We start from the raw sequence: 24,422 nt of genomic DNA, 5'->3' as shown, positions 1-24,422 counted from the left end.
CACAAGTTCATCGCGAATGCTGCAATGCCCATGCGGGTTTATGTTTGCATGCCCGGCATTCATTGTTAGCCTTGCCACAACCATCGGCCCACAGAAGCCGAGGACATTTGGGGAGGTTTCCATGACGGACGTGCTGAACACGTTTCCGACCGTTGGCGCGCAGACCTTGCGGGCGCTGGCGCGCTATCCGGATCGCATCGCTTTCAGCTGGCCCGGCGGCACCATCACCTATCGCGGCACCACGGACCTGATCGCACGACTGCAGAATGTGTTCATGAACCTCGGCGCATCGCCCGGCACGAAAGTGGCGCTGCTCACGGCCAACCGCGCCGACACCTGGTGCGCCGGCGTCGCCGCGCAACTGTCGCGTTTCGCAATCTCCTGGCTGCACCCGTTGGGCTCGATGCAGGATCAGATCGACCAGATCGAGGACGCCGAAGCAACGATCCTGATCATTGACGCGGACAATTTCCTGCAGCGCGGCGGCGAGCTCGCATCGCGCGCGCAAGGCCTGCAGCACGTGTTCACGCTGGGCCGTGCGGATTATGGCATCGATCTTCTGAAAGTCGTCGGCTCAGGCGGCAGCGTCACCGCGCGGGACTTTGCACATGTCGATGACATCGCCGTGCTGAACTACACCGGCGGCACCACCGGAAAATCCAAGGGCGCGCTGCGCCGGCATCGCGAAGTGTCGGGCTTTGCCAGCGCCATCCTGTCTGACTTCGAAATTCCGGATACGCCGAGCTATCTCACGGTGGCGCCGATCAGCCATGTCGCCGGCACCAAGGTGCTGCCGACGCTGATGCGCGGCGGCACAGTGCATATGCTGAAGGGCTTCGATCCCGAAGCGGTGTTCAAGACCATCGAACGCGAGCGCATCAATTTCACGCTGTTCGTGCCGACCATGATCTATGTGCTGCTCGACAACCCGACGCTGTCAAAGACCGATCTATCGTCGCTCGATCTGGTGCTTTACGGCGCATCGCCGATGTCGCCGAGCCGGCTGGTCGAAGGTATCGAACGGATCGGCCCGGTGTTCTCGCAACTTTATGGACAGACCGAATGCTATCCGGTGTCCGTGCTGCGCAAGACGGATCACGATCCCAGGAAGCCCGACCTGTTCCTGTCCTGCGGATTCCCCATCGCAGTCTGCGATGTCCGCATTCTCGACGATGACGATCAGGAGGTGTCGCCAGGCGAGGCCGGCGAGATCTGCGTGCGCGCGCCGCATGTCATGAAGGAATACTGGAAGCGGCCGGAGCAGACCGCGGAGACCCTCAAGAACGGCTGGCTGCACACCGGCGACATCGCCCGCGCCGACGAGCGCGGCTACATGTTCATCCTCGACCGCAAGAAGGACATGATCGTCTCCGGCGGCTTCAACATCTTCCCCCGCGAGATCGAGGATGTGTTGACCACCCATGCCGATGTGGCGATGTGCGCTGTGGTCGGCGTGCCCGACGACAAATGGGGCGAGGCTGTCACCGCCATCGTGGTCGCGCGTGGCGGTGCGAAGCCGGATGCGGATGAGCTGATCAATCTGGTGAAGACCCGAAAGGGTTCGGCTCATGCGCCGAAACACATCAAGTTCGTCAGTGAACTGCCAATGACCGGCGTCGGCAAGATCGACAAGAAGGCGCTGCGCGCAAGCTTCTGGGTCGGGCGCGAGCGGATGGTGGGGTAAGGACTTAGCACTAACGCCGTCATTCCGGGGCGCGTGTGCATCTTGCGCACGCGAACCCGGAATCTCGACATGGCTGAACACTTCGGGATTCCGGGTTCGCCTGCCAGCGGCTTCGCCGCTGACCTGCGCCCCGGAATGACAGTGGAGGGTCACCACCAAGTGACTTGCATGATGATAGTTACTCCCCTATCTTCCCGCCATGGAGCGCAAGAGTTTCGAGAAACTGGAATGCCCGGTTGCCCGCAGCCTCGAGCGCGTCGGCGAGTGGTGGAGCATTCTGATCATGCGCGATGCCATCTACGGCATGACGCGGTTCGATCAGTTCCAGAAGAACCTCAACATCGCGCCGAACATGCTGACCCGGCGCCTCGGGGTGCTGGTCGAGGCCGGACTGCTGGAGAAGCGGCAATACTGCGAAAAGCCGCCGCGCTACGAATATATCGTGACCCCGCGCGGCCGGGATTTCCGCTCCGTACTGTGGTCGCTGCAAAGCTGGGGCAACCGTCACTTCGCGCCTGAGGGTGAAAGCGTTGTTCTGATCGACAAGGAGACCGGCGAGACCGCCGATCCCATCCTGGTCGACCGCCGTACCGGCAAACCAATCACCGAAGCCACCCACGCCAATGCGCCCGGCCCTGCCGCCAGCGCACGCGTGCAACGGCGGCTCAGCAAACCGCGCCCGCAGAAGGACGGATCACCATGAAACTGGAAACGCCGCAGGCCATCGTCGCCGCCACGGCTGCGCCCGTCCACGAGATGAACCCGCGGACGCGGATGCTGCTGCAGGCGCCGATCGCCTCCACGCTGGTCAAGCTCGCCTGGCCCAATCTGCTGGTGATGCTGGCGCAGGCTTCCACCGGCCTGATCGAGACCTGGTGGGTGTCGCATCTCGGCAGCGACGCGCTGACCGGCATGGCGGTGGTGTTTCCCGGCTTCATGATGATGCAGATGCTGTCGGCCGGTGCCATGGGCGGCGGCATTTCCTCGGCGATTGCGCGTGCGCTCGGCGCGCGGCGCACCGACGATGCCGAAGCACTGGTGATGCACGCGACCCTTATCAATATCCTGCTCGGCCTCATCGGCTCGGCGATCTTCCTGATCTGGGGCCGTGCGATTTACACGGCGATGGGCGTCAGCGGCGGCGCGCTGGACGCGGCCATGCAGTATTCCAACGTGGTGTTCGGCGGCAGCGTGCTGGTCTGGCTGATGAACGGCTTCGCCAGCATCATCCGCGGCACCGGCAACATGCTGGTGCCGTCGCTGTCGATCTGTATCGGCGTCGTGCTGCTGATCCCTCTCTCGCCGCTCTTGATCTTCGGCTGGGGACCCATCCCGGCGCTCGGCATCGCCGGCGGCGGCTGGGCGGTGGTGCTGTCGACCTTCACCGTCGGCGCGGTGCTCGCAGGGTACATCCTCTCGGGCCGCTGCATCGTCCATTTCAAGCTGGCCCGCCTGCGCTGGGATCTCTCAGCCGACATCCTGCGCGTCGGCGCTATCGCCGCGGTGATCTCGCTGCAGACGAGTTTCACGGTGCTGCTGACCACCGCTCTGGTCGGCGGCTTCGCCGGCGGCGACGCCGTGGCGGGCTTCGGCACCGGCGTCCGGCTGGAATATCTGATGGTGCCGCTGGCCTTCGGGTTTGGCGGACCGCTGGTCGCCCTGGTCGGCACCAATATCGGCGCCGGACAGGAGCAGCGCGCGCTGCGGGCGGCGCTGATCGGTGGCGGCATGGTGTTCGTGATCACCGAAACCGTCGGCCTGGCGGCCGCGATCTGGCCAGCCGCCTGGCTCGGCCTGTTCGGGTCGGATCCGCAGATGATCGAGACCGGCAGCGCCTATCTGCGCATCGTCGGCCCGGCCTATGGCTTCTTCGGCCTCGGCCTGTCGCTCTATTTCGCCTCGCAGGGCGCCGGCAAGATGCTCTATCCCCTGCTGGCCGGCGTGCTGCGCCTCCTGATCTCGATCGGCGGCGGCTGGCTGGCACTGCGGCTGACGGGATCGCTGACCTGGCTGTTTGCCTGCCTGACATTCGCCTTGGTGGTCTACGGCACTATCATCGTCACGGCGGTGGCGTCCGGGACCTGGTTCAAGACCAAGCCGGTCTGACGGCGATGTAATCGCTAGCGATGTGATCGCCTGACAGCGATGTGATCAGCCGAAAGCGGATTTTCAGCTGGGAATAAAGATGTGCATATGCCTCATGCAGTTACACGCCTGTAGGGGCAAAGCGAACTATCCTAGATAGCGCGGATCGGCGGCCAGTTCGGCCGCACCCAGGAATCCCCAGCTATGGCAGACGGTATCGCGGCACAGGCTCCCCAGCCGACGGAAGGGCTGACGCCGAGCCAGCAGCGTTGGGCGCGGCTTGCCATCTTTACCGCCCTTGCCATGGCCTCGCTCGATACCGCCATCGCCAATATCGCGTTGCCCTCCATCGCCAGCGACCTCCATGCCACGCCAGCGGATGTGATCTGGGTGGTCAATGTCTACCAGATCGCTATGGTCGCCACGCTGCTGCCGTTCGGCGCGCTGGGCGAGATTGTCGGCCATCAGCGCATCTATCTCGGCGGGCTGATCCTGTTCACCATCGCGTCCGTCGCCTGCGCATTCGCGTGGTCGCTGGACACTTTGCTGTTCGCGCGGGTGCTGCAGGGCCTCGGCGCCGCCGGCGCCATGAGCGTCAATGCCGCGCTGGTCCGCGTGGTTTATCCCCCAAGCCATTTCGGCCGCGGGCTCGGTCATAACGCCCTCGTCGTTGCGACGGCCTTCACCCTCGGCCCCACCATCGCCTCGGGCATCCTGTCGGTTGCAACCTGGCCCTGGCTGTTCGCGATCAACCTGCCCTTCGGCCTCGCCGCCATTGTCATCAGCCTCAAGACACTGCCAAAGACCACGCGTGCCACCCATCGTTTCGATTTTCTCGGCGCCCTGCTGACCTCGCTCTGCCTCGGCCTGCTGATCCTCGGCATCGACAGCGCCGCCCATCACACGGCGCCATCCATCGTCGTCGCCGAACTGGTTGCCGGCCTGCTGTTCGGCTGGCTGCTGCTCCGCCGGCAGGCCGATCACCCTGCACCGATGCTGCCGATCGACCTGTTCCGCCGCCCACTGTTCGCGTTGTCGGCGGCCACGGCGGTTTGCTCCTTCTCCGTCCAGGGCCTCGCCTTTGTGTCGCTGCCGTTCTATTTCGAAGAAGTTCTGCATCGTTCGGCAGTCGAGACCGGCTTCTTCCTGACGCCCTGGCCGCTGGTCGTCGGCATCATGGCGCCGATCGCCGGTCGGTTGTCGGACCACTATCCCGCCGGGCTTCTTGGCGGTATCGGCATGGCCCTGCTCGGCATCGGCATGGTGCTGCTGGCCACCCTGCCGCCCGACCCGAGCGTCGCCAATATCGTCTGGCGGATGGTGATCTGCGGCGCCGGCTTCGGCTTCTTCCAGGCGCCGAACATGAAGGCGATCATGTCGAGCGCCCCCGCCGGCCGCAGCGGCGGCGCCAGCGGTATCGTGGCCACCGCCCGGCTGACCGGCCAGAGCATGGGCGCAGCGCTTGCCGCCTTCTGCTTCGGCCTGTTCGGCCATGGCGGCGCGACCTGGGCGCTGGCGCTCGGCGCCGGCTTTGCCGCGCTCGGCTGCGTCATGAGCTTCCTGCGGCTGATCGTCCCGTCGTCACCCGGTCACTGACTTCAGAGATAATTTAGCGAACTCACATTTCTCTTTTGCAATGCCGTATTAAGTGATGTGATATACTGCAGTGCAGAGACAGATATTTTGCAGCGCAAGTAACAAAACTGAGTTCCATTGCCCTTCGGTTCCGTAAGTACCCAAAGACGCTGGACCAGTTTCGTATCCTTGTAGGCGCGGCGGGCACGAGGGCATTTCTTGAGGGTACTGTTCGTCACTCCAGAGATTGACGACTTCATCCGGGTGGGCGGCCTTGCAGCCGTGTCCGCCGCTCTCCCTAGAGCCCTGCGCATCTGGACCGACGTTCGCATCATCCTTCCCGGCTACCGCGACGTCGTCACGCAGTTTCCTGATATCGAGATCGTCGGCGAATGCCCGGCACTGGCGGAAATGCCCGCCTGCTCGGTCGGTCTGGCTGCGACCAAGGACGGGCTGCCGATCTATATCCTGCTCTGCCCGCAGCTCTACGATCGTCCAGGCAATCCCTATGGCGACGCCTGCGGCCGCGACTGGCCGGACAACGACATCCGCTTCGCACGCTTCGCGTCCGCTGCCGCCCTGCTCGCCTCCGGCAAGCTCGACAAGAACTGGTCGGCCGATCTGGTCCACGCCAATGACTGGCAGGCGGCCTTGGTGCCGGCCTATCTCGCCTGGAGCGGCGTGAAGATCCCGACCATCCTGACGATCCACAATCTCGCTTATCAGGGCCTGTTTCCGAAGTCTTCGCTGCGCCGGATCGGTGCGCCCGCGGAGTCGTTCCATATCGACGGGCTGGAATTCTACGACAAGCTGTCCTTCCTCAAGGGCGGCCTGATCTACTCGTCGCATCTGACGACCGTGAGCGAGACCTATGCGCGTGAAATCACCACGCCGGAACTCGGCTGCGGGCTGGAAGGCCTGCTGACCAAGCGCTCCAACGAGTCGCGGCTCACCGGTATTCTCAACGGCATCGACGAGAGTTGGGATCCGCGCGTCTGCGCGGAGCTCATGAGACCGTTCGGCGCGGGCGACTGGGAAGCCAAACGCGCCAATGCCGACGGGGTACGTCAACAATTTGGGCTCGCACTCTCCCGCGGGCCCATTTTTGGTTTGGTCGCCCGCCTCGTGCATCAGAAGGGCGTCGACCTCGTGCTGTCGGCGGCCGACGCCATCGTGTCCGCCGGCGGCCAGATCGTCGTCACCGGCCGCGGCGAGACCGAACTCGAAAACGCGCTGATGGACGCGCATCGCCGCCGTCCGGATGCGATCGGCGTCGCCATCGGCTTCAACGACCGCGAGGCACGGCGCATCTTCGCCGGCAGCGACTTCACGCTGATGCCGTCGCGCTTCGAACCCTGCGGCCTGAGCCAGATGTATGCGCAGCGCTTCGGCTCGCTGCCGATCGGCCACCAGACCGGCGGCCTCGCCGAAACCATCGTCGATGGCGAGACCGGCTTCCTGTTCACGCAGCCCTCCACCGAGTCATTTCTGGGCGGCATCCTGCGGGCTTTCGCGACCTATGGCTCCAAGGATCGCCTGAACTCGATGCGCCGCAGCGCCATGTCGAAATCGTTCAGCTGGAATATTTCTGCCGCCAGCTACAGCGCGCTGTATCGCAAGACGATCGTCGCCGGCGTGTAGCGCGGGAAATCGGCGGGCGAACCCCGATCTTGGCTTGCGGATCAGTTCCGTTTCACAATAATGGCAAAAGCTGGCAACAACTATCATCCATGAAGGCGTGGCCGGTACCCCCTGTGATGAAAGCTAGCCCGTGCTCAAAGCTTCGCCTCCCGCCGAGCCGCTCGTCGACTGGCGATCGGAAATCAGCGCCGGTCTGATCTCAAGCCTCGTCTGCCTGCCGCTCTGCCTTGCTTGCGGACTGCTGGTGTTTGCGCCGCTCGGCCCCGACTATGTCGCAGCCGGCGCTGCAGCCGGCCTGTATGGCGGCGCCATCGTCGGCCTGGTCGCGGCCGTGGTCGCCACCTCGTCCTATATCGTGACGACGAGCCGCGTCAGCATGGCCCTGGTGCAGGCCGGCCTGACCACGACGCTGGTCAATGACGCCACGCTTGCGAGCCAGCCCGCGATGATCGTGACCGCGATCATGCTGTGTTTGTTTCTGGCCGGGCTGTGGCAGGTCCTGTTCGGGCTGCTCGGCCTGACACGCGCCATCAAATTCGCGCCGCACCCGGTACTCACCGGCCTGCTCAATGGCGTCGGCATGCTGATCGTGATTTCCCAGTTCAAGCCGTTCTTTGCCGCGCATACGCTGTGGCCGAACAAGCCGGCGATGCTGGCTTACGTCGTGGCCTTGGCGCTCTTTGTTCTGAACTATCCGGCAATAGCAGGCTGGCTGCGGCTGCCGGACTGGCTGCGGAAGATACCGGGATCGCTTGCAGGCTTCATCGCCGGCACCGCGCTCTACTATCTGATCAGCGTCCCGACCGGTCTCGATCTCGGGCCGACCATCGGTGAGATCCATGTCAGCTTCCCGCCGGCCATGCCGCTCGGCGCGGTGTTCGACGGCTCGATCACTCCGGAACTGACCGCCGTGCTTCCGCATGTCGTGCTGGTATCGCTGGTGCTGGCGATCATCGGCACGGTGGAGACCATGCTGGCGTTTCGCGTGGCACAGCAGCTCGACGATACGCATATCCATCCGGTGCGCGACCTCGCCGCGCAGGGCATCGCCAATGCGGCAGCAGCGCTGGGCGGCGGCATCGGCGGATCGGCGATCCCTTCCGTCATCCTGCTTGGCTATCGCATGGGCGGCCGCACGCGCTGGACCAGCATTTTCGTGGCTCTCAGCCTGTTGGCCATCACATTCGCGCTGTCCTCGGTGCTCGCACAGGTGCCGCGCGCGGTGTTCGCCGGCCTGCTTCTGGTGATCGGCATCGTGCTGTTCGATCGCTGGAACCTGCAACTGCTGGCCGATATCCGATACAGCATCGAGCCGCAGGTTCGCCGGCACGCGGTCTACAACCTGATCGTGGTGCTCGCGGTGATGGCCGTGACCGTGTTCAGCTCGGTCGTTTCCGGAGTGATCGTCGGCATCATCCTGTCCTGCATCATCTTCGTCATCAATATGAGCCGGCCACTGGTACGCCGCGCCCATCTCGGCGACACGCTGTTCTCCAAGCGCATTCGCTCGGCCGACGATCTCGCGATCCTGCAGCAGACCGGGCAGCAGCGCGCCATCCTGCAGCTCGAAGGCGCGCTGTTCTTCGGCAATGCCGACGACCTCTCGCTCCGCGTCAAGGACTTGTTCAACAGCACGGACATGATCCTGCTCGACATGGGCGCCATCTCCGACCTCGACATCTCCGGCATCAACGCATTGCGAACCCTGCGCCAGAAGGCGACTGAAAAGAAACGGCGACTGATCTACTGCAACGTCCGGCCCATCCATGCCGCCATCATCGGCAACGGGATCGGGCACGATCCCGCATCGCCGTCCATGACGCAGGATCTCGATTCCGCACTGGAGTGGATGGAGCAGACCATGCTCGACCGCTCAGCTACGAGGCAGGGGCAAGCGGATGAACTCACGCTCGAGCAGATCGACTTTCTCGATGGTGTATCGGCGAACGAGATGGCCGAACTGACCACAGTGATGACCAGACGCGAATTCGCGTGCGGCGATACGATCTGCCGCGAGGGCGACGCCGGCGACCGCATGTGGCTGATCCTGAAAGGCAGCGTCAGCGTGCTGCTGCGTACCGACGGACATCACGAGCGACGCCGCATCGCCGGACTTGGCCGCGGCACGACGGTCGGAGAAATGGCGCTGGTGGAATCGGTACCACGCTCGGCGACCATCGTCGCCGACGACGCGGTGATCTGTTACGAATTCCCGCGCGACGGCTTCGACCTGATCCTGAAGAAAAATCCGGTGCTCGCCACCAGGCTTCTGGGCAACCTGGCGCGCGAACTCACCCGGCGACTGCGACAGACCTCACAAGATCTGCGCATCAGTCATCATTGAGGCGGTTAAACCTCGACCACGCGCTCCACATGCACGCGGCGGCAATCCATCTCGTATTCGAGATCGACGACCGGCGGACGGTTGAAGTGCCAGGTCAGGCCGTTGCGGAACACGCCACGACGACCGAGTTCGCTTTCCAAGAGCGCATAGACGTCGCGCACGGTGTAGAGCTGCGCGCCGGTGGTCTGGTCCCAGGTGCCGGAGAATGCGCTCATGCGGCGCTCCATCTCGTCGAGCACGAACTTGGCTTTTTCCAGCATGCCCGACGGGCTGATGTCGCCGAGACGCACGGTGTTGTCGCGATAGTCGCCCTTGCCTTCCGCGGCCTCGCCGCTGCCGGCGATGACGAAGGATGCCGGCGCATTCGGCGCGACGGTCGTGAAAGAGAAAGCGTGGAAGCCGGGCTCCGACGGCGGATCGATCTTCGGACACACATTGCTGCGCGCGATGGGATTCACGCGATCCTTCATGATGCCCCAGTCTTCGAGGGTCTTGATGTAGATCTCGTTGAAGTCGATGAACCCCTGCTCCGTGAACGGCGCCGGCGAGCGCAATTCGCAGGCCGCAAAGGCGGTCAGCGGCCGGCCGGCGGCCTTGATGATCTCGGCAACCCTGGCGAAGCCTTCCTTCAGCGGAACGACTTTCGAGAAGCGCACGCGCTCCAGCGCGAAGCCGGGCAGCGCGCCGACGCCGCAGGAATACTGGAACACGCCCGGCATGTAACGGTAGCCGCTATTGGGGGCTTCGACGGTCTCGATCATGTTTGCCTCTTTGGATGAAATCAAAGTCAGTCTTCGAGGACGCCGAGATAGGCGTCGCGGATGATTGGATCGGCCAGCAATTCGGCGCCCTGCCCGGTGCGCACGATGCGGCCCATATCCATGATGTAGGCGTGATGGCAGAGATCGAGCGCCGTGGTGACGTCCTGCTCCACCAGCAGGATCGACATGCCTTCGGAGTTCAACTGGCGCAGCGCCGCGACCAGTTGCTCCACCAGCAATGGCGACAGGCCGAGCGAGAGTTCGTCGATCATCAAGAGGCGCGGCGCGCTCATCAGCCCGCGGCCGATGGCGCACATCTGCTGTTCGCCGCCGGACAATGTCGCCGCCGCCTGGTTGCGGCGCTCACGCAGCTTCGGAAAGGTCGTGTAAACGCGATCGAGATCGCGATTGAGCTCGGTACGGCCAACGCTGCGCGAATAGGCGCCCATCAGGAGATTGTCCTCGATGCTCATGGCGCCAAACAGGCGGCGGCCTTCCGGCACGTGCACAATGCCATGCGCCAGCATCTGCGCAGCCGTTGCCTTGGAGAGATCGACGCCTTCGGAGACATATTTGCCGGAGACCAACGGGATCAGCCCGGACAGAGCACGCATTAGCGTGGTCTTGCCGGCACCGTTGGAGCCGATCAGCGCGGTGATTTCGCCGGAGCGCACCGCCATGTCGATGCCCCACAGCACCTGAATTTCGCCGTAGCCGGCGCAGACCTGATTGAGTTCGAGCATCGGATGATCAGCCACGGGCAGCGTTCCGTTGTGCATATTGCTGGCCAAGATAGGCATCGACGACGGCAGGATCCTTGATGATGTCGCGCGGCGCGCCGTCGGCGATCAGCTTGCCGTTATGCAGCACCGCGATACGGGTGCACACATTGAGCACGACCTTCATCAGATGTTCGATCATCACGATGGTGATGCCATCGGCAGCAAGCTGATGGATCAGCTTCGTGGCGCGCTCGACCTCGGCGCTGTTGAGGCCGGCATTGACCTCGTCGAGGAACAAGAGCTTCGGCTTCATCGCCAGCGCCTTGGCCAGTTCCAGCCGCTTGCGCATGGCAAGCGTCAGCGTCGCCGCTGATTGATCGGCCTGCGCGTCGAGACCCACAAAAGCGAGATGCGCGCGGGCGGCCTCGCGCGCCGACTTCAGGCTCTCGCCCGGTTGCGAGAACAAGGCGGCAGCAGCGACATTGTCGAGCGCCGAAAACTCCGCAAAGGGCTGCACGATCTGGAAGGTGCGCGACAGCCCGAGCCGCGCCGATTGATAAGTCTTGATCCGCGTGATGTCGCGGCCATCGAAGGTGACGACACCGGACGACGCCGGTGTCACGCCGCAGATGGTGTTGACCAGCGTGGTCTTGCCGGCGCCGTTCGGGCCGATCAGGCCGACCACCTCACCCTTGTTCACCGACAGCGACACGTCGCTCAGAGCTTTCAAGCCGCTGAAGTGACGCGAGACGTTGCTGAGATGCAGGATTTCGTGACGGATCTCAGACATGTTTTGCCTTTCGTCCGAACAGCCCGCGCCAGATCTTGCCGGCATGGAGCGAGACCAACCCATGCGGCAGGAACAGCAGCAGCAGGATGATGAGGACGCCCAGCACGCCCGAATGGATCTGGATGTAATTGCGCCAGACCACTTCCTCGAGGCCGAGATAGACGAAGGCGCCGCAGACCACGCCGAGTGGCGAGCCGAGCCCGCCCATCAGCGCCATCACGATGGGCTTTACCGAATAGAGAATGTCGAACACATCGGACGGATCGATGTAGTGCACCCAGGCGGCATAGAGCCCACCGGCCGCACCGACGAAACAGGCGGACAGGCCGAAAGCCACGGCCTTGTAGAGCGTCGAATTGAGACCGACCATGTTCGAGGCCGTCTCGTTCTGCCGGATGCAATTCAGACCGAAGCCGAGCTTCGACATCGAGACTGCGATGACGACGAGCGCGGTGATCAGCAGCAATCCCCACATCGCGTAAAAGAAGAACGTCGCGTCGGAAAGGACACTGGAGCCGGACACCAGCGGGATATTCAGGCCCATGCCGCCGCCGGTGAGGTCGGTGGCGTTGTTGACGAGTTCGCGGAACACTTCGACCAGCGAGAGGCTGGCGATGGCGAAGTAATGGCCGCGGAGGCGAAGCAGCACCGCACCGAGCGCTGCAGCAAGCAACAGGCACAATACCAGCGACCCCAGCAGCGACAGGGGCAGCGGCACGCCCTTGTTCATGAGAATGCCGGTGGTGTAGGCGCCGAGCCCGAAGAAGGCGGCCGTCGCGAAAGACGGGTAACCGGCAAAGCCACCGACGATGTTCCATGACAGCGCGAAGATCGCATACATGCAGGCCATGGTGCCGAGACGCAGCGCATAGGCGTCGCCGAACAGCGGCAGCGATGCTACGCAGGCAATGAGGACGAGAAGCGCGATATTGGTCCGGGTCATTCAAAACCCTTTCGGCCGAGCAGGCCCTGCGGCCTGACCACAAGGAAGATGATGAGCAGGACGAAAGACAGCGTCACCGCATGGGCCGGGCCGAGATAGACCGAGCCGACGCCCTCGACGAGCGCCAGCAGCAAGCCGCCAGCCAATGCGCCGGACACGCTGCCGAGACCGCCGAGGACACAGACCACGAAGGCCTTGCCGAGATAGGCCGACGAGGTCAGCGGCGAGATCGGGAAGATCAGCGCCATCAGCACACCGGCGCAACCGGCCAGCGCGGCACCGAGGCCGAAGGCGATGGCGTAGATCGATTTGACGTCGACGCCCATCAGTACGGCGGCATCGCGATCAAGCCGGACGGCGACAATGGCGCGGCCGACTTTCGAGCGACGCAGCAGCAGATAGAGCAGAAAGGTCAGCGCCAGCGCTGAGGCGGTTGCGATCAGACGGTCGACGGGGACGACGACGTCGAAGATCGAGATCGATCCCGTGGGCGGATTGAGGATCAGCTTCCGGTAATCGGCCTTGAAGTAATAGATCATCGCATTGTTCAGGATCAGATCGAGCCCGAAGGTCAGCGTCAGCGTCACCAGTACCGGGGCGGTGATGACGCGGTTGAGCAGCAACCGTTGCAGCAGATAGCCGAACACAAAAAAGGCCGGTGCGGCGATCAGCAGCGCATACCACGGCGACAGCCCGAGCGAATTATACGCACCCCAGGCCAGATAGGCGCCAAGCACGATGAACGAGCCGTGAATCAGGTTGATGACGTTGAGTACGCCCCAGACCAGCGAGAAACCGATCGCGATACAGGCATAGAGACACCCGAGCACGAGTGCATTGATCAGGACCTGGATGGCCAGCATGTGGATTCCCCGCCGGTCTTAGCAGACTTGCTTGAGCATGATCTTGTCCGAAAACCGGTATCCACTTTTCGGGATCATGCTCAGTTCACGCCGAGCTTGAAGTCGCCCTGCTTGATGGCGTCCGGGAACAGCACCACCGGCTTGCCGGCCTGGATCTGGAAGACCGGCGGCTCCAGCGAGTTGATCTGGCCGTTGGCGCCGAACTTGACCGGCCCCCAGAAGGTCACGACGTCCATCTTGGCGAGTTCGTCACGCACCTTGTCACGGTCCAGCGAACCGGCCTTCTCGATGGCCATCTGGAACAGCGCACCGCAGACCGCAGCCGACGCATGGGCGTAGTCGGGCTCAAGCTTGTACTTGTCCTTGAACAGCTTCACGAAGTTGGCCGTGGTGCCGAAAATGTCTTTGCCGTTGTACTGTTCGGCCGGATGCCACCACGACGCACTGGAGATGTTCTCGGCGCTCTGCCCGGCGGATTCGATGAATTCCTGATAGGCCGGACCGGCGATCATGGTCACGACATTGGCCTTCATCTGCTGATCGACCATCTGCTTGCGGATCAGCAGCAGATCGTTGGTGTAACCGGTGACAAACACCCATTGCGGATTGAGCGACCTGATCTGCGACAGGGTTGCGGAGTGGTCGAGCGTGTTGATGGCGTATTTTTCGAAGTACACGACCTCAAGACCGTTGGCCTTGGCGGACTTTTCCATTTCCTGCGCGATGGCCAGCGGGAACAGATCGTTGCGCGCGAGGATCGCAACCTTCTTGACGTCCGCCGCCTTGGCCTTGACGAGCTGCGTCAAGGGCGTGGTCAGCGTGTCGTTCGGCGTGAAGGTGCCGAACAGATATTTGTAGTTCTGGTCGTAGACCTGGGATGACGATGCCGTCGCGGCCAGCATCGGCACCTTGTACTTCTCGGCGATCGTGCTGGCGGCCTTGGCGGCGCCCGAACCGAACGGGCCGAACATGAAGTTCACCTTGTCCTGGGTGATCATCTGTTCGGTGGTCTGCACCGAGCGCGGCGTGTTGGACTGGTAGTCCGAATAGACGATCTCGACCTTGTACTTCTTGCCGCCGACATCGATGCCGCCGGCCTTGTTGGCCTGTTCGGCCCAGAGGTCATAGCCCTGCTGCTGCTTCACGGCTTCCGGCGCCAGCGGCCCGGTGATCGGCAGCGGTGCGCCGAAGCGGATCACATCCTGCGCCGAAGCCATTGAGGAGGTCGCTCCCAAACCGGCCGCAGCCAGCAGGAGGGATGCGGAAAAAGCCGAGACAGCAAGCCGGGGATGAAACATCCAAATTCTCCATCGATGACGGGACCGTGACCTGATCAAAACTCTGTCAAATTTAGATTTCGAATAAAAGCATTGAATTTCGATGTGAGAGGTCTGAAAATCAGAACGCTAGTCAGGTCCTGCCATCGCGCTGGGCAGCCAGCCGCGAGGGACTGAGCATGATCGAATCCACCGCCATTCGCTATTTTCGCGTGGTTACCGAGTCCGGCTCGATCAAACAGGCCGCCGCAGCGCTCCGCATCGCCCCCTCCGCCATCAGCCGGCAGGTGCAGGGGCTGGAGGAGGAGCTTGCGGTCAAACTGTTCGAGCGCGGCGCGCGCGGCATGAACCTGACCGATGCCGGCCACGTGCTCTATCGCTATGCAGTCGAGAACCGCAGCCAGCTCGACGGGCTGCGCAGCCAGGTCGAGGAATTCGCATCGCTGCGCCGCGGCCAGGTGAAGATCGCCACCGTCGAAGGCATGCTGTCGAGCTTCCTGCCCAACTCCTTCGTCGACCTGTCGCAGCAATATCCGGGGATCGCGCTATCTGTCACCGCCGTGGGCGCTCGCGATGTGGTCGAGATGGTCAGCCAGAACGAGGTCGATCTCGGCCTGATCTTTGGCCGCGCGCCGCGACGCGATCTGATCGAACTCGGACGCATGCGGCAACCGGTCTGCCTGATCGTCGCGCCCACGCATCCGCTGGCCGGCCAGAACTCATACGCGATGAAGGATCTTGCAGGGTTGCGCGTGATCCTTCCGGACCCATCCTTCGGCATTCGTCAGGAACTCGACAAGTCCTGCGCACAGGCCAGTGTGCGGCTGGAAATGTGCAGCGAGACCAACTCGCTGGCCTTCACCCAGACCGTGGCTGCCCGCACCGATCTTGCGACATTCCTGCCGATGGTCTCGGCGACGGCGGCCATCAACGCCGGCACACTGGTCGCGATCCCGCCGCGGGACCGCAGACTGGAGTCAACACAGGTGACGCTGGTGCAGTCGGCCGCGCGCATGGCATCGCCATCAACGCGACTGGTCGCCGAGATGCTGGTGGCGCAGATGAAGGACAGTGAAGAAGGGTAGACGCCTTAAGCAGCGAGCTTTCCAGCCAGCGCGCGGAAACGCTCAAGCTGATCCTGCTTCAGCGCGCGGGTCTCGTCGCGGCCCACGAAGACCTTGAACATCACGCCGCCATCGACATTGAGGAATGCGACGAAGGCCGACGACTTGCCCATGAAGGGGCGCTCGACGAAAGCCACGCCGCCGCAGCGCTCATGACGCAGATGGCCATGCAACCCCTTGGGCTGCGTCAGATTATAGTAGCCGTGGCCAATGGCGCCCGGCGACAGCGGTGCGGTGGTCTCGAAGATGCCGTCCTCGGTATGCACGATCAGCGTCACCTCGCCCCATTCGGCGATATCCGTCATCGCCGTGACGAACGCATCAGCGCCGCCGCCGATGGTCACCATCCCCTCGGGCAGCGCTTCCAGCACCGCACGCGGCGTGACGCCCCGCTCACGCGCAACGGTCTCGATCACGGCGCCGGGATTCTCCGCCATATAAGTCTTCAGCGCGACGAGATCCGTATTCAGCATGAGATGGCTCCGTGATCGATCATTGATGTGAGACGCAGTGCCTGCGATCAGGCCGCAGCGCTCTTGCGGCGCTCGGACTGGATCACCTCGAAACCCTCGAACTTGGGGTGACCGAGATAGAGGCTGGCGCCTTCCGACTTGTTGTCAGCGCGGGCATGCGCCTTGCGGAACTGCTCGGACTTGGTCCAGCCCTCGAAGTCTGCCTTGCTGGCCCAGACCGTATGCGACGAATACAGCGTGTGATCCTCGGCCACCGACCCCTTCAGCAGGCTGAACTCGATGAAGCCCGGCAATTCCGAGAGATAGGATTCGCGGGTCGCCCAGATGTTTTCGAATGCGGCTTCGGATCCGGTTTTGACCTGAAAGCGGTTCATGGCGATGAACATGGATGTCTTTCCTTTCGTGACGTCGAGAACCTATCATAACCGAAATCGCGCCCGGACATGAGCGCGATTCCTTGGAGGCTGGTGGATGCAGATGGCGATTATGCGCCGCCGAAATGCACCTTGATGCCGCCCTTGTAAACGATGCCCGGACCAGGGGCAGTCCACAACGCGTCGTTCTGCGTTGTGCCATCGCTGGTCGACCCGGGAATAGCATAGGGGCGGTAATACTGGTTCAGGATATTGTCGACCCCGAAATTCAAGGTGATGTCCCGCGTCGGTTGATAGGCGACGTAGAGATTGACGAGATCGTAGGAGGTCGATGGCACGTATCCGGCCGGAAGGTCGGTATTGGCCGCGACCGAAGCCCACTGAGCCGAGATTGTCAGCTTGCGATCGAGCAGGCGGACGCCACCGGTGGTCGTGACCTTGCGCGGCTGGATTGTCGCCAGACCAACATTGGTCTGGGTGTTCTTGCCGCTTTGAACCGTCGCGCCGACGCCCAGGAACCAAAGACCCGCGTCATAGGCCGTCTCGGCCTCGAAGCCTTCGATCTTCGCATTGGCAATGTTTTGGTACTGATAGAAGTTGCTGTTGAGGATGGTGCCAGGACGCCCCATGAATACATAGTTGACGAGAACTGGCGTAGAGGCGACGAGGTCGATGTAGTCATCAACGTCGTTGCGGAAGAAGTTAAACTTGGCGCGGAAGCTGTCGCCAGACGTAAAGACGTCATTGTATTTCAGATTGATGCCGACTTCCTTGTTCTTGCCGACTTCTGCCCGGAGGTTCGGGTTCGGCAAGAAGCAGAACAGGCCAGCGGTACCATCAGCACAGGTGACGAAAGTCGGTCCGCCGCCGGAAGCGTGGCCACCTGCAATGAGCGTTTCACTGATGGATGGTGCACGATAACCCTCCGCATAGCTCACATAGGGCGTAAAGCCCGCTACCGGCGTCACGCCGAGTGTGATCTTGGGCGACAGGCGGTCACCGCTGGATGAAACATTGTTAACACCCACGGCTGTCCCGCTTGAATTGAGCTCATAGTGGTCATAACGCAGCGCGCCTATGACTTCGAGCCAACTCGAATAGTTGGTCTTTAGCTGGACGAAGCCGCCGGAGACTGTGCGCTCGCCGCTCGGCGTGGTGATGTTGGAGTTTCCGCGCGAGTCGAATGTTTTCACCTTGTCGTTGAAGACGTCGAAGCCATAGGTCACAGCATTGCGCCACTCACCGATATTGAAGCGAGACGTGTTGTTGACGTCGACGCCGAACGTATCCAGCAAGTAGCCGCGCTGATCGCCAACGCAACCAGAAATGTTGTTACCGGCACTACCAGCACCGCAGAGCGCGGTGCCGGCCGTCGAATAGTGGTAGGTCTTGGTCTGGTCGTTGTCGACGCGATTGCCGTAAAGCGAGACGTTGAAATCGAACAGCATGTCCTCTGGACGCGCGTATTTCCACGTCACCGTACCGGTATAGTTCTTTGCATTGGAGGCATAGACGGACGAGCCCTGATTCAGAGCGATCAAGGCCGGCGTTGTAGTTGGACCACGATTCAACTGACCAATCGTGTAGCTGTAGTCCTGGAACAGGCCGCCGAACTTCACCTCATGGCCGTCGGCCGGGCGAACCGTAACTTTCATCAGGCCCGCAGCGATGTCGTTGCCTGTATTGCCGATCTCGGTACCGGCGCCATCCTTGTAGTTGCCCTGGGTGCGATAGACCGCACCGCCGAACACATCGACCGTCGGGTCGACACGCACGCCGCCGAACACGGAGCCGAGACCGCGATTGTTGTTGGAGCCGTAGGAGCCGCTCATATCCACGCCCCAGCGCTCGCCGGGTCGCAGGACGTCATTGATGTCCTTGGTGCGGAACGAGGCCACGCCGCCGATGGCACCGGAGCCGTAAATATTGGCAGTCGGACCGCGGGTGATATCGATGCCGCCGATCAGTTCGGGATCCAGAAAGAACGAGCCATTCGCATTGTGACCGGAGCGCTGATAGTTCTGGCGCGCACCATCGACCACAACGGCGACACGGCCGAAGTCCTGCAAGCCGCGGATATTAATCGCCGTGGACGGATCATCGCCACGATCCTGCATCCAGACACCAGGAACATTGTAGAAGAGCTGGCTCAGCCGGCTCGGCTGCTGCAGCTGGATCTGTTCCTGCGTCACGACGCTGACCGGAGCCAGCGCATCGATGGCGCGCTCCTGGGTCTTCGAAGCCGTCACCGTGATTTCATCGAGTGACTGCCCGGTGCGGCTGGCCTGCGCATTGGCGTTTGCTACCTGCGCCGGCACGGCCGCCGGCTTGGCAGCAGCACGCTTTTTCTTGGCGGGTTTCGGCTTTTGCGGCTGCACGTCGCCTGCCTGCGCGGCGGCCTGTGCCAAGGCGGTCTCGGAGACCAACGCCCCCATTGATACGATCGACACACCCAACAACAAGGCGCGCGTAGTCATGCCCCCAAGAGCCATAGCCTAATCCCCAAACACAAATTTCAACGGATCGTGGCTGGCTGGCGCTGCACGAGGCAGTGAGCTTGCTGGCTCTCGAATGCGACTCGGGGACCCCTGCCACCAAGTTGCCATTTTCGATTACGGTTCATTAACGGGGGGGTCAAGCAATCCCCGCCCTGTTTATACTGATTATAGACTGCAGTGCTTGGCGATGAGGTGCGACAAAACCTATAACGATGACAGAGACTTTTACGGATGGGATAGATCGGCGCTATGGATACGGGTTCTCACGACGGCAGCGCTGCCGCTCACGCCAAATCCTCAGCCGGACGCAATGTGGTCATAAATGGCGACCGGATGGACAGCAAGGAGCTGTTCGCGGATCAGCGTGAGTTGCTGATTACGCATGGCGACGAGACTTATCGCCTGCGCCTGACGTTCCAGAACAAGCTGATCCTCACCAAATGACCGCCGGTCTCCCCGTTCGACGTCATCGCATCGCACGTGCGCTGCAATGTGTAGCGCTTGCCAGCACGCTGGCATTGTCCGCCGCGGCCGCGGCGGAAGACGCCGTCGTGCGCGACGCGCGCGGACGCGACGTCACAATCGGTCATCCGACCCGCATCGTCTCAATCGGCGGCGCGGTGACCGAAATTCTTTATGCTCTCGGCGCTGACGATCGCATCGTCGCCGTCGATACGACCAGCCTGTATCCACCGAAGGCCATGGCCGACAAACCCAATGTCGGTTACATGCGCCAGCTCTCTGCGGAAGGCGTGCTGGGGCTGAATCCGCAACTGGTGCTCGCCATCGCGGGCTCCGGCCCGAAGGAAACCATCGACGTCATCGACGCCGCCAAGATTCCGCTCATCATGGTGCCGGATACGTTCACCGAAGCGGGCATGGTGGAGAAGATCCGGTTGGTCGCCAAGGTCGCGGGCGTCGAGGCACACGGCGAATGTCTCGCCAATGCCGTGGCCGGCGATCTTGCCGCGCTGCGTGAATTGCGCGCCAAGGTGAAGACCCCGCCACGGGTGATGTTCGTGATGTCCTTCCTCGATGGCCGCGCCATGGTCGCAGGCCAGAAGACGGCAGCCAACGAAATCATCAAGCTGGCCGGCGGTGTGAATGTCGCGGACAGTTTCGACGGCTACAAGATCATGAGCGATGAAGCGATCGCCGCAGCCAAGCCGGATACCGTGCTCTCGATGGAGCGCGGCAAAGATACGCTGCAGGCCGACACCGTGTTTGCCAGCCCGGCATTCGCACTGACGCCGGCCGCGAAGACCAAGAATCTGGTCGCCATGGACGGCCTCTATCTGCTCGGCTTCGGCCCTCGCACGGCCGCCGCCGCGCGCGACCTTGCCGTGAAACTCGATCCGGCACTGACCGCTGACGCAGCCTCGTTCAAGCCCGTCTCGCTCGCCGTCAACTGCCGCCAATAAGATGAGCGCTGCCGACGCCAAGCTGACTGCGTTTGTCAGAACGACGGGTCGGGTGCGTCGCCCTGCCACCGTTATCGTGCTGTGCGGCCTGCTCGCGGCACTGCTGCTGACGGTGCTGCTTGCCGCCACCGTGGGTGCCGCCGGCATCCCACTGTCCCGCCTGCCCGCAGCACTTGGCCTCGCGGCCGCCGATCCCGCCAATCCATTTGCCGCACGCGATCAGCTGATCCTGTGGTCGATCCGGATTCCGCGCATTGCCATCGCCGCCATGATCGGCGGTATGCTGGGCGCCGCCGGCGCGATCATGCAGGGCCTGTTTCGCAATCCGCTCGCCGATCCGGCGCTGGTCGGCGTCTCCAGCGGCGGGGCATTTGCTGCAGCGGGCGCCATCGTCATCAGCGACAGCCGCTTTGCGCATTACGTTGCTTTTCTGCAGCCTTTTCTATTGCCGTTAGCCGCCTTCATCGGCTCGCTACTCACCACCATTATTCTTTATCGAATTTCCAGCCGCAGCGGACGCACCTCCATCGCGCTGTTCCTGCTTGCCGGCATCGCCATTGCTGCGATCGCCAATGCGGGCATCGGCCTTTTGGTGTTCATCGCCGACGACCGACAATTGCGCGACATCACATTCTGGCTGCTCGGCTCGCTCAGCGGCGCGACCTGGAGCAAAGCGGCGACGATTGCACCTATGCTAGCGCTAGGCTTGATCGGGATGCTGTTCACCAGCCGCGGCCTCGACGTGCTGATCCTCGGTGAGTCCGAGGCCTTCCATTCCGGCGTCGATGTGGAGCGCCTCAAGCGCATCTGCATCGTGCTGATCTCCGTTATGACCGGCGCAGCGGTTTCGGTGTGCGGCGTGATCGGCTTCGTCGGCATCGTCGTGCCGCACCTACTGCGGCTGATGATCGGACCGGGTCATCGGTTGTTGCTGCCGGCATCCGTCGGTCTCGGCGCGAGCCTGCTGGTCGGCGCCGATACGCTCGCCCGCACCATCGTGGCGCCGGCCGAGATGCCCATCGGTATCCTGACTGCCGCCGTGGGCGCGCCGATATTCCTGCTGATCCTGCTACGTCAGCGCGGACTGGTGGGGCTGTGACGTCAATGGCCGACACACCCGTCCTCACAGCATCCGGCATCTCGCTGACCATCGGCCAGGCCACGCTGCTCAATCATGTCGATCTCGCCATCACCAGCGGCGAGATGGTCGCCATCGTCGGTCCCAACGGCGCCGGCAAGTCGACGCTGCTGCGCCTGCTGTCGGCCGATCTGCGCGCGTCGCGCGGCGCCATCACGCTCAAAGGCCGCGACCTCCACGCCTGGTCGCCCGCCGAACTGGCGATGCGGCGCGCGATGCTGTCGCAACATGTCAGTGTGAGCTTTCCATTCACGGTCGAGGAAGTCGTGCAGATGGGTCGGGGCAACCTGCCGCTGGCTTCTGCGCAAGCGCTGGTCGATGCCGCCATCGATGAAGTGGGCCTTGGTGACTTCCGTCATCGCGAATTACCAACGCTGTCAGGCGGCGAGCAACAGCGCGCGCATTTCGCGCGCATCCTCGTACAGCTCGCCTGCGGCGAAGCGGCCCATGGTCCAGGCATCCTGCTGCTCGACGAGCCGACATCATCGCTCGATCTGCGCCATCAGATCGAACTCGTCGAAATTTCGCGGCAGCGTGCGCGCAACAGCACGGCCGTGATCGCAGTGCTGCACGATCTCAATCTCGCGGTTCGGTTTGCGGATCGCATCATCGTAATGCGCAACGGTGCCGTTGCAGCGGAAGGAACGCCTGCGGAAACGATCACGAGCGATGTGATCCGCCGCGTGTTCGATATCGACGTCGTCGTTGCACGAACGGACGATGGCGCGCCCTATCTGCTGCCGCAGATGATGCAACAGATTGCAAACTCAACTTCCGTAGCGGGTTAACTGCAGTTCTGCCGGCACATCATCCTGCGCAGGCATGTAATTTGCGTGAGTAACATTGTTGCTCACGGGAACTCACTTTTATCTGAACCCCTGATGAACTCACGCATTGCCCTCCTGTCGCAACCAAACCACGGAGGCTCCCCCATGGGTTATGCACACAGGTCGACAGCGCTGGTGGTCGAGAACGACGAAGCACAACGCACACTGGTCAGCCTGCTGCTCGAAGAGAGCGAGATGAACGTCATCGAATGCGAAAGCGCGGAGGCCGCCGTGCTGGTGCTGGAGGAATCCGGTGACAATGTTGCGATGGTCTTCACGGACGTGGAACTCGCGGGCATGATGGACGGCATCGAGCTCGCTTATCTCGCCAAGCAACGATTCCCCGATATGCATGTGATCGTGACCTCAGGTGCGCCTCGCGTGCGTCGGCTGCCCGACGGCACATTGTTCATGGCCAAGCCATGGAGCCCGATCGATCTGCTCCGCGCCGCACAACAATCGTTTCACTGATACAGGTCAAATCGGTCCGCGCGGACCGGCGGATGCCGCCCACGTGGGACCGTCTTGCATTGCTGCAGCGCAACGCCGATAATTCGGCGACCACACCTGCAGCAGCAAGGGTTTCATGCCGTTCGACCTCCTCATTCGCAACGCCACGCTTCCCGACGGCCGCACGGGCCAGGATATCGCCATTGAATCGGGCCGTATCGTCGCGGTGCAGCCCAATCTGGCGGGAGAGGCCGGACGTGTGATCGATGCCGCCGGGCATCTGGTCTCGCCGCCATTCGTCGACATCCACTTCCATATGGATGCAACGCTATCGCTGGGCCTGCCGCGCCTGAATGTGTCCGGCACCCTGCTCGAGGGCATTGCGCTGTGGGGCGAGTTGAAGCCACACCTCACCTATGAGGCACTGGTCGAACGTGCGTTGCGCTATTGCGATCTCGCGGTGGCACAGGGCCTGCTCGCGGTGCGTACCCATGTGGATATCTGCGACGACCGGCTGCTCGCTGTCGATGCGCTGCTCGACGTCCAGAAGCAGGTCGCGCCCTATCTCGACCTCGAACTGGTCGCGTTCCCGCAGGACGGCTATTTCCGCTCGCCGACGGCTGCTCAAAATCTCGCCCGTGCCCTCGACAAGGGCGTCAGCATTGTCGGCGGCATTCCGCATTTCGAGCAGACCATGGCCGATGGCGCCGCGTCGGTGAAAGCACTCTGCGAGATCGCCGCCACGCGCGGACTGCGCGTCGACATGCATTGCGATGAAAGCGACGATCCGCTCTCGCGCCACATCGAAACGCTGGCTTACGAGACCCAGCGGCTGGGATTGCAGGGTCGCGTCGCCGGCTCGCATCTGACCTCGATGCATTCGATGGACAACTACTACGTCTCGAAGCTGCTGCCGCTGATCGCGGAGGCCGGCGTCGCTGCGATCGCCAACCCGCTGATCAACATCGTGCTGCAGGGGCGCCACGACAGTTACCCCAAGCGCCGCGGCCAGACCCGCGTGCCGGAGATGCGGCCCTACGGCATTAACGTGGCCTTCGGCCAGGACTGCTGCATGGACCCGTGGTATTCGCTGGGCTCGGCGGACATGCTCGAAGTCGCGCATATGGGCCTGCATGTCGGGCAGATGACCAGCCGCGACGCCATGCGCTTCTGCTTCGATACCGTCACCACCAATCCGGCAAAGATCATGGGCCTCGATGGCTACGGCTTCGATGTCGGCTGCAATGGCGACCTCGTGCTGCTGCAGGCGCGCGATCCCATCGAGGCGATCCGGCTGAAGGCGACGCGGCTTGCGGTCGTGCGCCGCGGCAAGGTGATCGCCGAAACGCCCGCGCGGATCGGCCGGCTCGCACTCGACGGCCGCCCGGCATCGGTCGATCCGGCCGCCTACGCGCCGCCGACCTGATATCTT

At 62.8% G+C, this 24,422-nt stretch carries 22 protein-coding genes; 13 read left to right on the top strand and 9 right to left on the bottom strand.

The features are described 5' to 3' along the window. Nucleotides 1-121: 121 nt before the first annotated feature. The 6 genes from AB8A23_RS13760 to AB8A23_RS13735 all read left to right on the top strand — a co-directional run bounded on the left by AB8A23_RS13760 (nucleotide 122) and on the right by AB8A23_RS13735 (nucleotide 9,329). Nucleotides 122-1,684, top strand: coding sequence for an AMP-binding protein (locus AB8A23_RS13760; RefSeq protein ID WP_439059454.1), 1,563 nt, complete (start codon nucleotides 122-124; stop codon nucleotides 1,682-1,684). 199 nt (nucleotides 1,685-1,883) lie between these two features. Continuing rightward, nucleotides 1,884-2,387 carry a helix-turn-helix transcriptional regulator gene (locus tag AB8A23_RS13755; protein ID WP_184519770.1) on the top strand — a complete coding sequence of 168 codons (504 nt, stop codon included), beginning with the start codon at nucleotides 1,884-1,886 and terminating at the stop codon, nucleotides 2,385-2,387. Further along, nucleotides 2,384-3,790: an MATE family efflux transporter gene (locus AB8A23_RS13750; RefSeq protein WP_231079783.1), complete on the top strand. Its 1,407-nt coding sequence runs from the start codon at nucleotides 2,384-2,386 to the stop codon at nucleotides 3,788-3,790. Before AB8A23_RS13755 ends, AB8A23_RS13750 begins: the two co-directional genes overlap by 4 nt. 183 nt (nucleotides 3,791-3,973) lie before the next feature. Next, a complete protein-coding gene (locus AB8A23_RS13745; RefSeq protein ID WP_439059455.1) occupies nucleotides 3,974-5,365 on the top strand; it encodes an MFS transporter in 1,392 nt (463 codons plus the stop codon). A 198-nt stretch (nucleotides 5,366-5,563) separates the two neighbouring features. Next, the gene (gene glgA / locus AB8A23_RS13740; RefSeq protein ID WP_089265318.1) at nucleotides 5,564-6,985 is read left to right on the top strand and encodes a glycogen synthase GlgA; all 1,422 of its coding nucleotides are present in this window, start codon (nucleotides 5,564-5,566) and stop codon (nucleotides 6,983-6,985) included. A 130-nt stretch (nucleotides 6,986-7,115) separates the two neighbouring features. Then, entirely contained in the window at nucleotides 7,116-9,329 is a 2,214-nt protein-coding gene (locus AB8A23_RS13735) for an SLC26A/SulP transporter family protein (protein ID WP_439059456.1), read from the top strand. A gap of 5 nt (nucleotides 9,330-9,334) precedes the next feature. On the opposite strand, the gene cnbZ is transcribed toward AB8A23_RS13735, so the two are convergent. From cnbZ to AB8A23_RS13705, 6 genes are all read right to left on the bottom strand, one after another. Further along, nucleotides 9,335-10,090, bottom strand: a complete 756-nt coding sequence (gene cnbZ, locus AB8A23_RS13730) for a 2-amino-5-chloromuconate deaminase CnbZ (RefSeq protein ID WP_120291590.1) — start codon at nucleotides 10,088-10,090, stop codon at nucleotides 9,335-9,337. Between the two features lie 26 nt (nucleotides 10,091-10,116). Next, the gene (locus AB8A23_RS13725; protein ID WP_120291905.1) at nucleotides 10,117-10,833 is read right to left on the bottom strand and encodes a branched-chain amino acid ABC transporter ATP-binding protein; all 717 of its coding nucleotides are present in this window, start codon (nucleotides 10,831-10,833) and stop codon (nucleotides 10,117-10,119) included. A gap of 7 nt (nucleotides 10,834-10,840) precedes the next feature. Continuing rightward, nucleotides 10,841-11,602, bottom strand: coding sequence for an ABC transporter ATP-binding protein (locus AB8A23_RS13720; RefSeq protein WP_439059457.1), 762 nt, complete (start codon nucleotides 11,600-11,602; stop codon nucleotides 10,841-10,843). Then, nucleotides 11,595-12,545, bottom strand: coding sequence for a branched-chain amino acid ABC transporter permease (locus tag AB8A23_RS13715; protein ID WP_439059458.1), 951 nt, complete (start codon nucleotides 12,543-12,545; stop codon nucleotides 11,595-11,597). Before AB8A23_RS13715 ends, AB8A23_RS13720 begins: the two co-directional genes overlap by 8 nt. Then, on the bottom strand, nucleotides 12,542-13,408 hold the full coding sequence (locus tag AB8A23_RS13710) for a branched-chain amino acid ABC transporter permease (RefSeq protein ID WP_089265322.1): 867 nt from the start codon (nucleotides 13,406-13,408) through the stop codon (nucleotides 12,542-12,544). The genes AB8A23_RS13715 and AB8A23_RS13710 overlap by 4 nt, the downstream gene beginning before the upstream one ends. An 80-nt stretch (nucleotides 13,409-13,488) precedes the next feature. Then, nucleotides 13,489-14,706, bottom strand: coding sequence for an amino acid ABC transporter substrate-binding protein (locus AB8A23_RS13705; RefSeq protein ID WP_439059459.1), 1,218 nt, complete (start codon nucleotides 14,704-14,706; stop codon nucleotides 13,489-13,491). 158 nt (nucleotides 14,707-14,864) lie between these two features. Between AB8A23_RS13705 and AB8A23_RS13700 the strand changes: the two genes are divergently transcribed. Further along, nucleotides 14,865-15,770 (top strand): LysR family transcriptional regulator, encoded by a 906-nt coding sequence (locus tag AB8A23_RS13700; RefSeq protein ID WP_175368379.1) that lies wholly within the window; start codon nucleotides 14,865-14,867, stop codon nucleotides 15,768-15,770. A gap of 5 nt (nucleotides 15,771-15,775) precedes the next feature. Here AB8A23_RS13700 and hutX read toward each other — a convergent pair whose 3' ends face one another. The 3 genes from hutX to AB8A23_RS13685 all read right to left on the bottom strand — a co-directional run bounded on the left by hutX (nucleotide 15,776) and on the right by AB8A23_RS13685 (nucleotide 19,148). Then, the gene (hutX, locus tag AB8A23_RS13695) at nucleotides 15,776-16,282 is read right to left on the bottom strand and encodes a heme utilization cystosolic carrier protein HutX (RefSeq protein ID WP_439059460.1); all 507 of its coding nucleotides are present in this window, start codon (nucleotides 16,280-16,282) and stop codon (nucleotides 15,776-15,778) included. Nucleotides 16,283-16,329: 47 nt separating this feature from the next. Next, the gene (locus AB8A23_RS13690) at nucleotides 16,330-16,668 is read right to left on the bottom strand and encodes an antibiotic biosynthesis monooxygenase family protein (RefSeq protein WP_309948377.1); all 339 of its coding nucleotides are present in this window, start codon (nucleotides 16,666-16,668) and stop codon (nucleotides 16,330-16,332) included. Between the two features lie 98 nt (nucleotides 16,669-16,766). Then, complete coding sequence (locus AB8A23_RS13685) at nucleotides 16,767-19,148, bottom strand: TonB-dependent hemoglobin/transferrin/lactoferrin family receptor (protein ID WP_439061186.1); 2,382 nt, start codon at nucleotides 19,146-19,148, stop codon at nucleotides 16,767-16,769. A 255-nt stretch (nucleotides 19,149-19,403) separates the two neighbouring features. Here AB8A23_RS13685 and hemP point away from each other — a divergent pair, with 255 nt between their 5' ends. From hemP to AB8A23_RS13655, 6 genes are all read left to right on the top strand, one after another. After that, entirely contained in the window at nucleotides 19,404-19,598 is a 195-nt protein-coding gene (hemP, locus tag AB8A23_RS13680; protein ID WP_068735289.1) for a hemin uptake protein HemP, read from the top strand. Next, complete coding sequence (locus tag AB8A23_RS13675; RefSeq protein WP_439059462.1) at nucleotides 19,595-20,575, top strand: heme/hemin ABC transporter substrate-binding protein; 981 nt, start codon at nucleotides 19,595-19,597, stop codon at nucleotides 20,573-20,575. Before hemP ends, AB8A23_RS13675 begins: the two co-directional genes overlap by 4 nt. 1 nt (nucleotide 20,576) lies before the next feature. Further along, nucleotides 20,577-21,674, top strand: coding sequence for a FecCD family ABC transporter permease (locus AB8A23_RS13670; protein ID WP_439059463.1), 1,098 nt, complete (start codon nucleotides 20,577-20,579; stop codon nucleotides 21,672-21,674). 5 nt (nucleotides 21,675-21,679) lie between these two features. After that, nucleotides 21,680-22,501 (top strand): heme ABC transporter ATP-binding protein, encoded by an 822-nt coding sequence (locus AB8A23_RS13665; protein WP_439059464.1) that lies wholly within the window; start codon nucleotides 21,680-21,682, stop codon nucleotides 22,499-22,501. Between the two features lie 144 nt (nucleotides 22,502-22,645). Further along, on the top strand, nucleotides 22,646-23,011 hold the full coding sequence (locus AB8A23_RS13660; RefSeq protein ID WP_068735283.1) for a response regulator: 366 nt from the start codon (nucleotides 22,646-22,648) through the stop codon (nucleotides 23,009-23,011). Nucleotides 23,012-23,126: 115 nt separating this feature from the next. Further along, nucleotides 23,127-24,416, top strand: coding sequence for an amidohydrolase family protein (locus AB8A23_RS13655; protein WP_439059465.1), 1,290 nt, complete (start codon nucleotides 23,127-23,129; stop codon nucleotides 24,414-24,416). Nucleotides 24,417-24,422 lie beyond the last annotated feature (6 nt).

This window comes from Tardiphaga sp. 619_E2_N8_4 (assembly GCF_051810905.1).
In the GTDB taxonomy this organism is placed as follows: domain Bacteria; phylum Pseudomonadota; class Alphaproteobacteria; order Rhizobiales; family Xanthobacteraceae; genus Tardiphaga; species Tardiphaga robiniae.
This window is presented reverse-complemented; position numbering and strand designations above follow the sequence as displayed.

Excerpts from the sequence above, each read along its gene's own strand:
- cnbZ (WP_120291590.1), bottom strand. The coding sequence starts at position 10,090 with ATGATCGAGACCGTCGAAGCCCCCAATAGCGGCTACCGTTACATGCCG.
- AB8A23_RS13690 (WP_309948377.1), bottom strand. The coding sequence starts at position 16,668 with ATGTTCATCGCCATGAACCGCTTTCAGGTCAAAACCGGATCCGAAGCC.
- AB8A23_RS13760 (WP_439059454.1), top strand. The coding sequence starts at position 122 with ATGACGGACGTGCTGAACACGTTTCCGACCGTTGGCGCGCAGACCTTG.
- AB8A23_RS13670 (WP_439059463.1), top strand. The coding sequence starts at position 20,577 with ATGAGCGCTGCCGACGCCAAGCTGACTGCGTTTGTCAGAACGACGGGT.
- AB8A23_RS13725 (WP_120291905.1), bottom strand. The coding sequence starts at position 10,833 with ATGCTCGAACTCAATCAGGTCTGCGCCGGCTACGGCGAAATTCAGGTG.
- AB8A23_RS13750 (WP_231079783.1), top strand. The coding sequence starts at position 2,384 with ATGAAACTGGAAACGCCGCAGGCCATCGTCGCCGCCACGGCTGCGCCC.
- AB8A23_RS13675 (WP_439059462.1), top strand. The coding sequence starts at position 19,595 with ATGACCGCCGGTCTCCCCGTTCGACGTCATCGCATCGCACGTGCGCTG.
- AB8A23_RS13655 (WP_439059465.1), top strand. The coding sequence starts at position 23,127 with ATGCCGTTCGACCTCCTCATTCGCAACGCCACGCTTCCCGACGGCCGC.
- AB8A23_RS13720 (WP_439059457.1), bottom strand. The coding sequence starts at position 11,602 with ATGTCTGAGATCCGTCACGAAATCCTGCATCTCAGCAACGTCTCGCGT.
- AB8A23_RS13755 (WP_184519770.1), top strand. The coding sequence starts at position 1,884 with ATGGAGCGCAAGAGTTTCGAGAAACTGGAATGCCCGGTTGCCCGCAGC.
- AB8A23_RS13700 (WP_175368379.1), top strand. The coding sequence starts at position 14,865 with ATGATCGAATCCACCGCCATTCGCTATTTTCGCGTGGTTACCGAGTCC.
- hutX (WP_439059460.1), bottom strand. The coding sequence starts at position 16,282 with ATGCTGAATACGGATCTCGTCGCGCTGAAGACTTATATGGCGGAGAAT.
- AB8A23_RS13710 (WP_089265322.1), bottom strand. The coding sequence starts at position 13,408 with ATGCTGGCCATCCAGGTCCTGATCAATGCACTCGTGCTCGGGTGTCTC.
- AB8A23_RS13705 (WP_439059459.1), bottom strand. The coding sequence starts at position 14,706 with ATGTTTCATCCCCGGCTTGCTGTCTCGGCTTTTTCCGCATCCCTCCTG.
- AB8A23_RS13715 (WP_439059458.1), bottom strand. The coding sequence starts at position 12,545 with ATGACCCGGACCAATATCGCGCTTCTCGTCCTCATTGCCTGCGTAGCA.
- AB8A23_RS13685 (WP_439061186.1), bottom strand. The coding sequence starts at position 19,148 with ATGGCTCTTGGGGGCATGACTACGCGCGCCTTGTTGTTGGGTGTGTCG.
- AB8A23_RS13660 (WP_068735283.1), top strand. The coding sequence starts at position 22,646 with ATGGGTTATGCACACAGGTCGACAGCGCTGGTGGTCGAGAACGACGAA.
- AB8A23_RS13665 (WP_439059464.1), top strand. The coding sequence starts at position 21,680 with ATGGCCGACACACCCGTCCTCACAGCATCCGGCATCTCGCTGACCATC.
- hemP (WP_068735289.1), top strand. The coding sequence starts at position 19,404 with ATGGATACGGGTTCTCACGACGGCAGCGCTGCCGCTCACGCCAAATCC.
- AB8A23_RS13745 (WP_439059455.1), top strand. The coding sequence starts at position 3,974 with ATGGCAGACGGTATCGCGGCACAGGCTCCCCAGCCGACGGAAGGGCTG.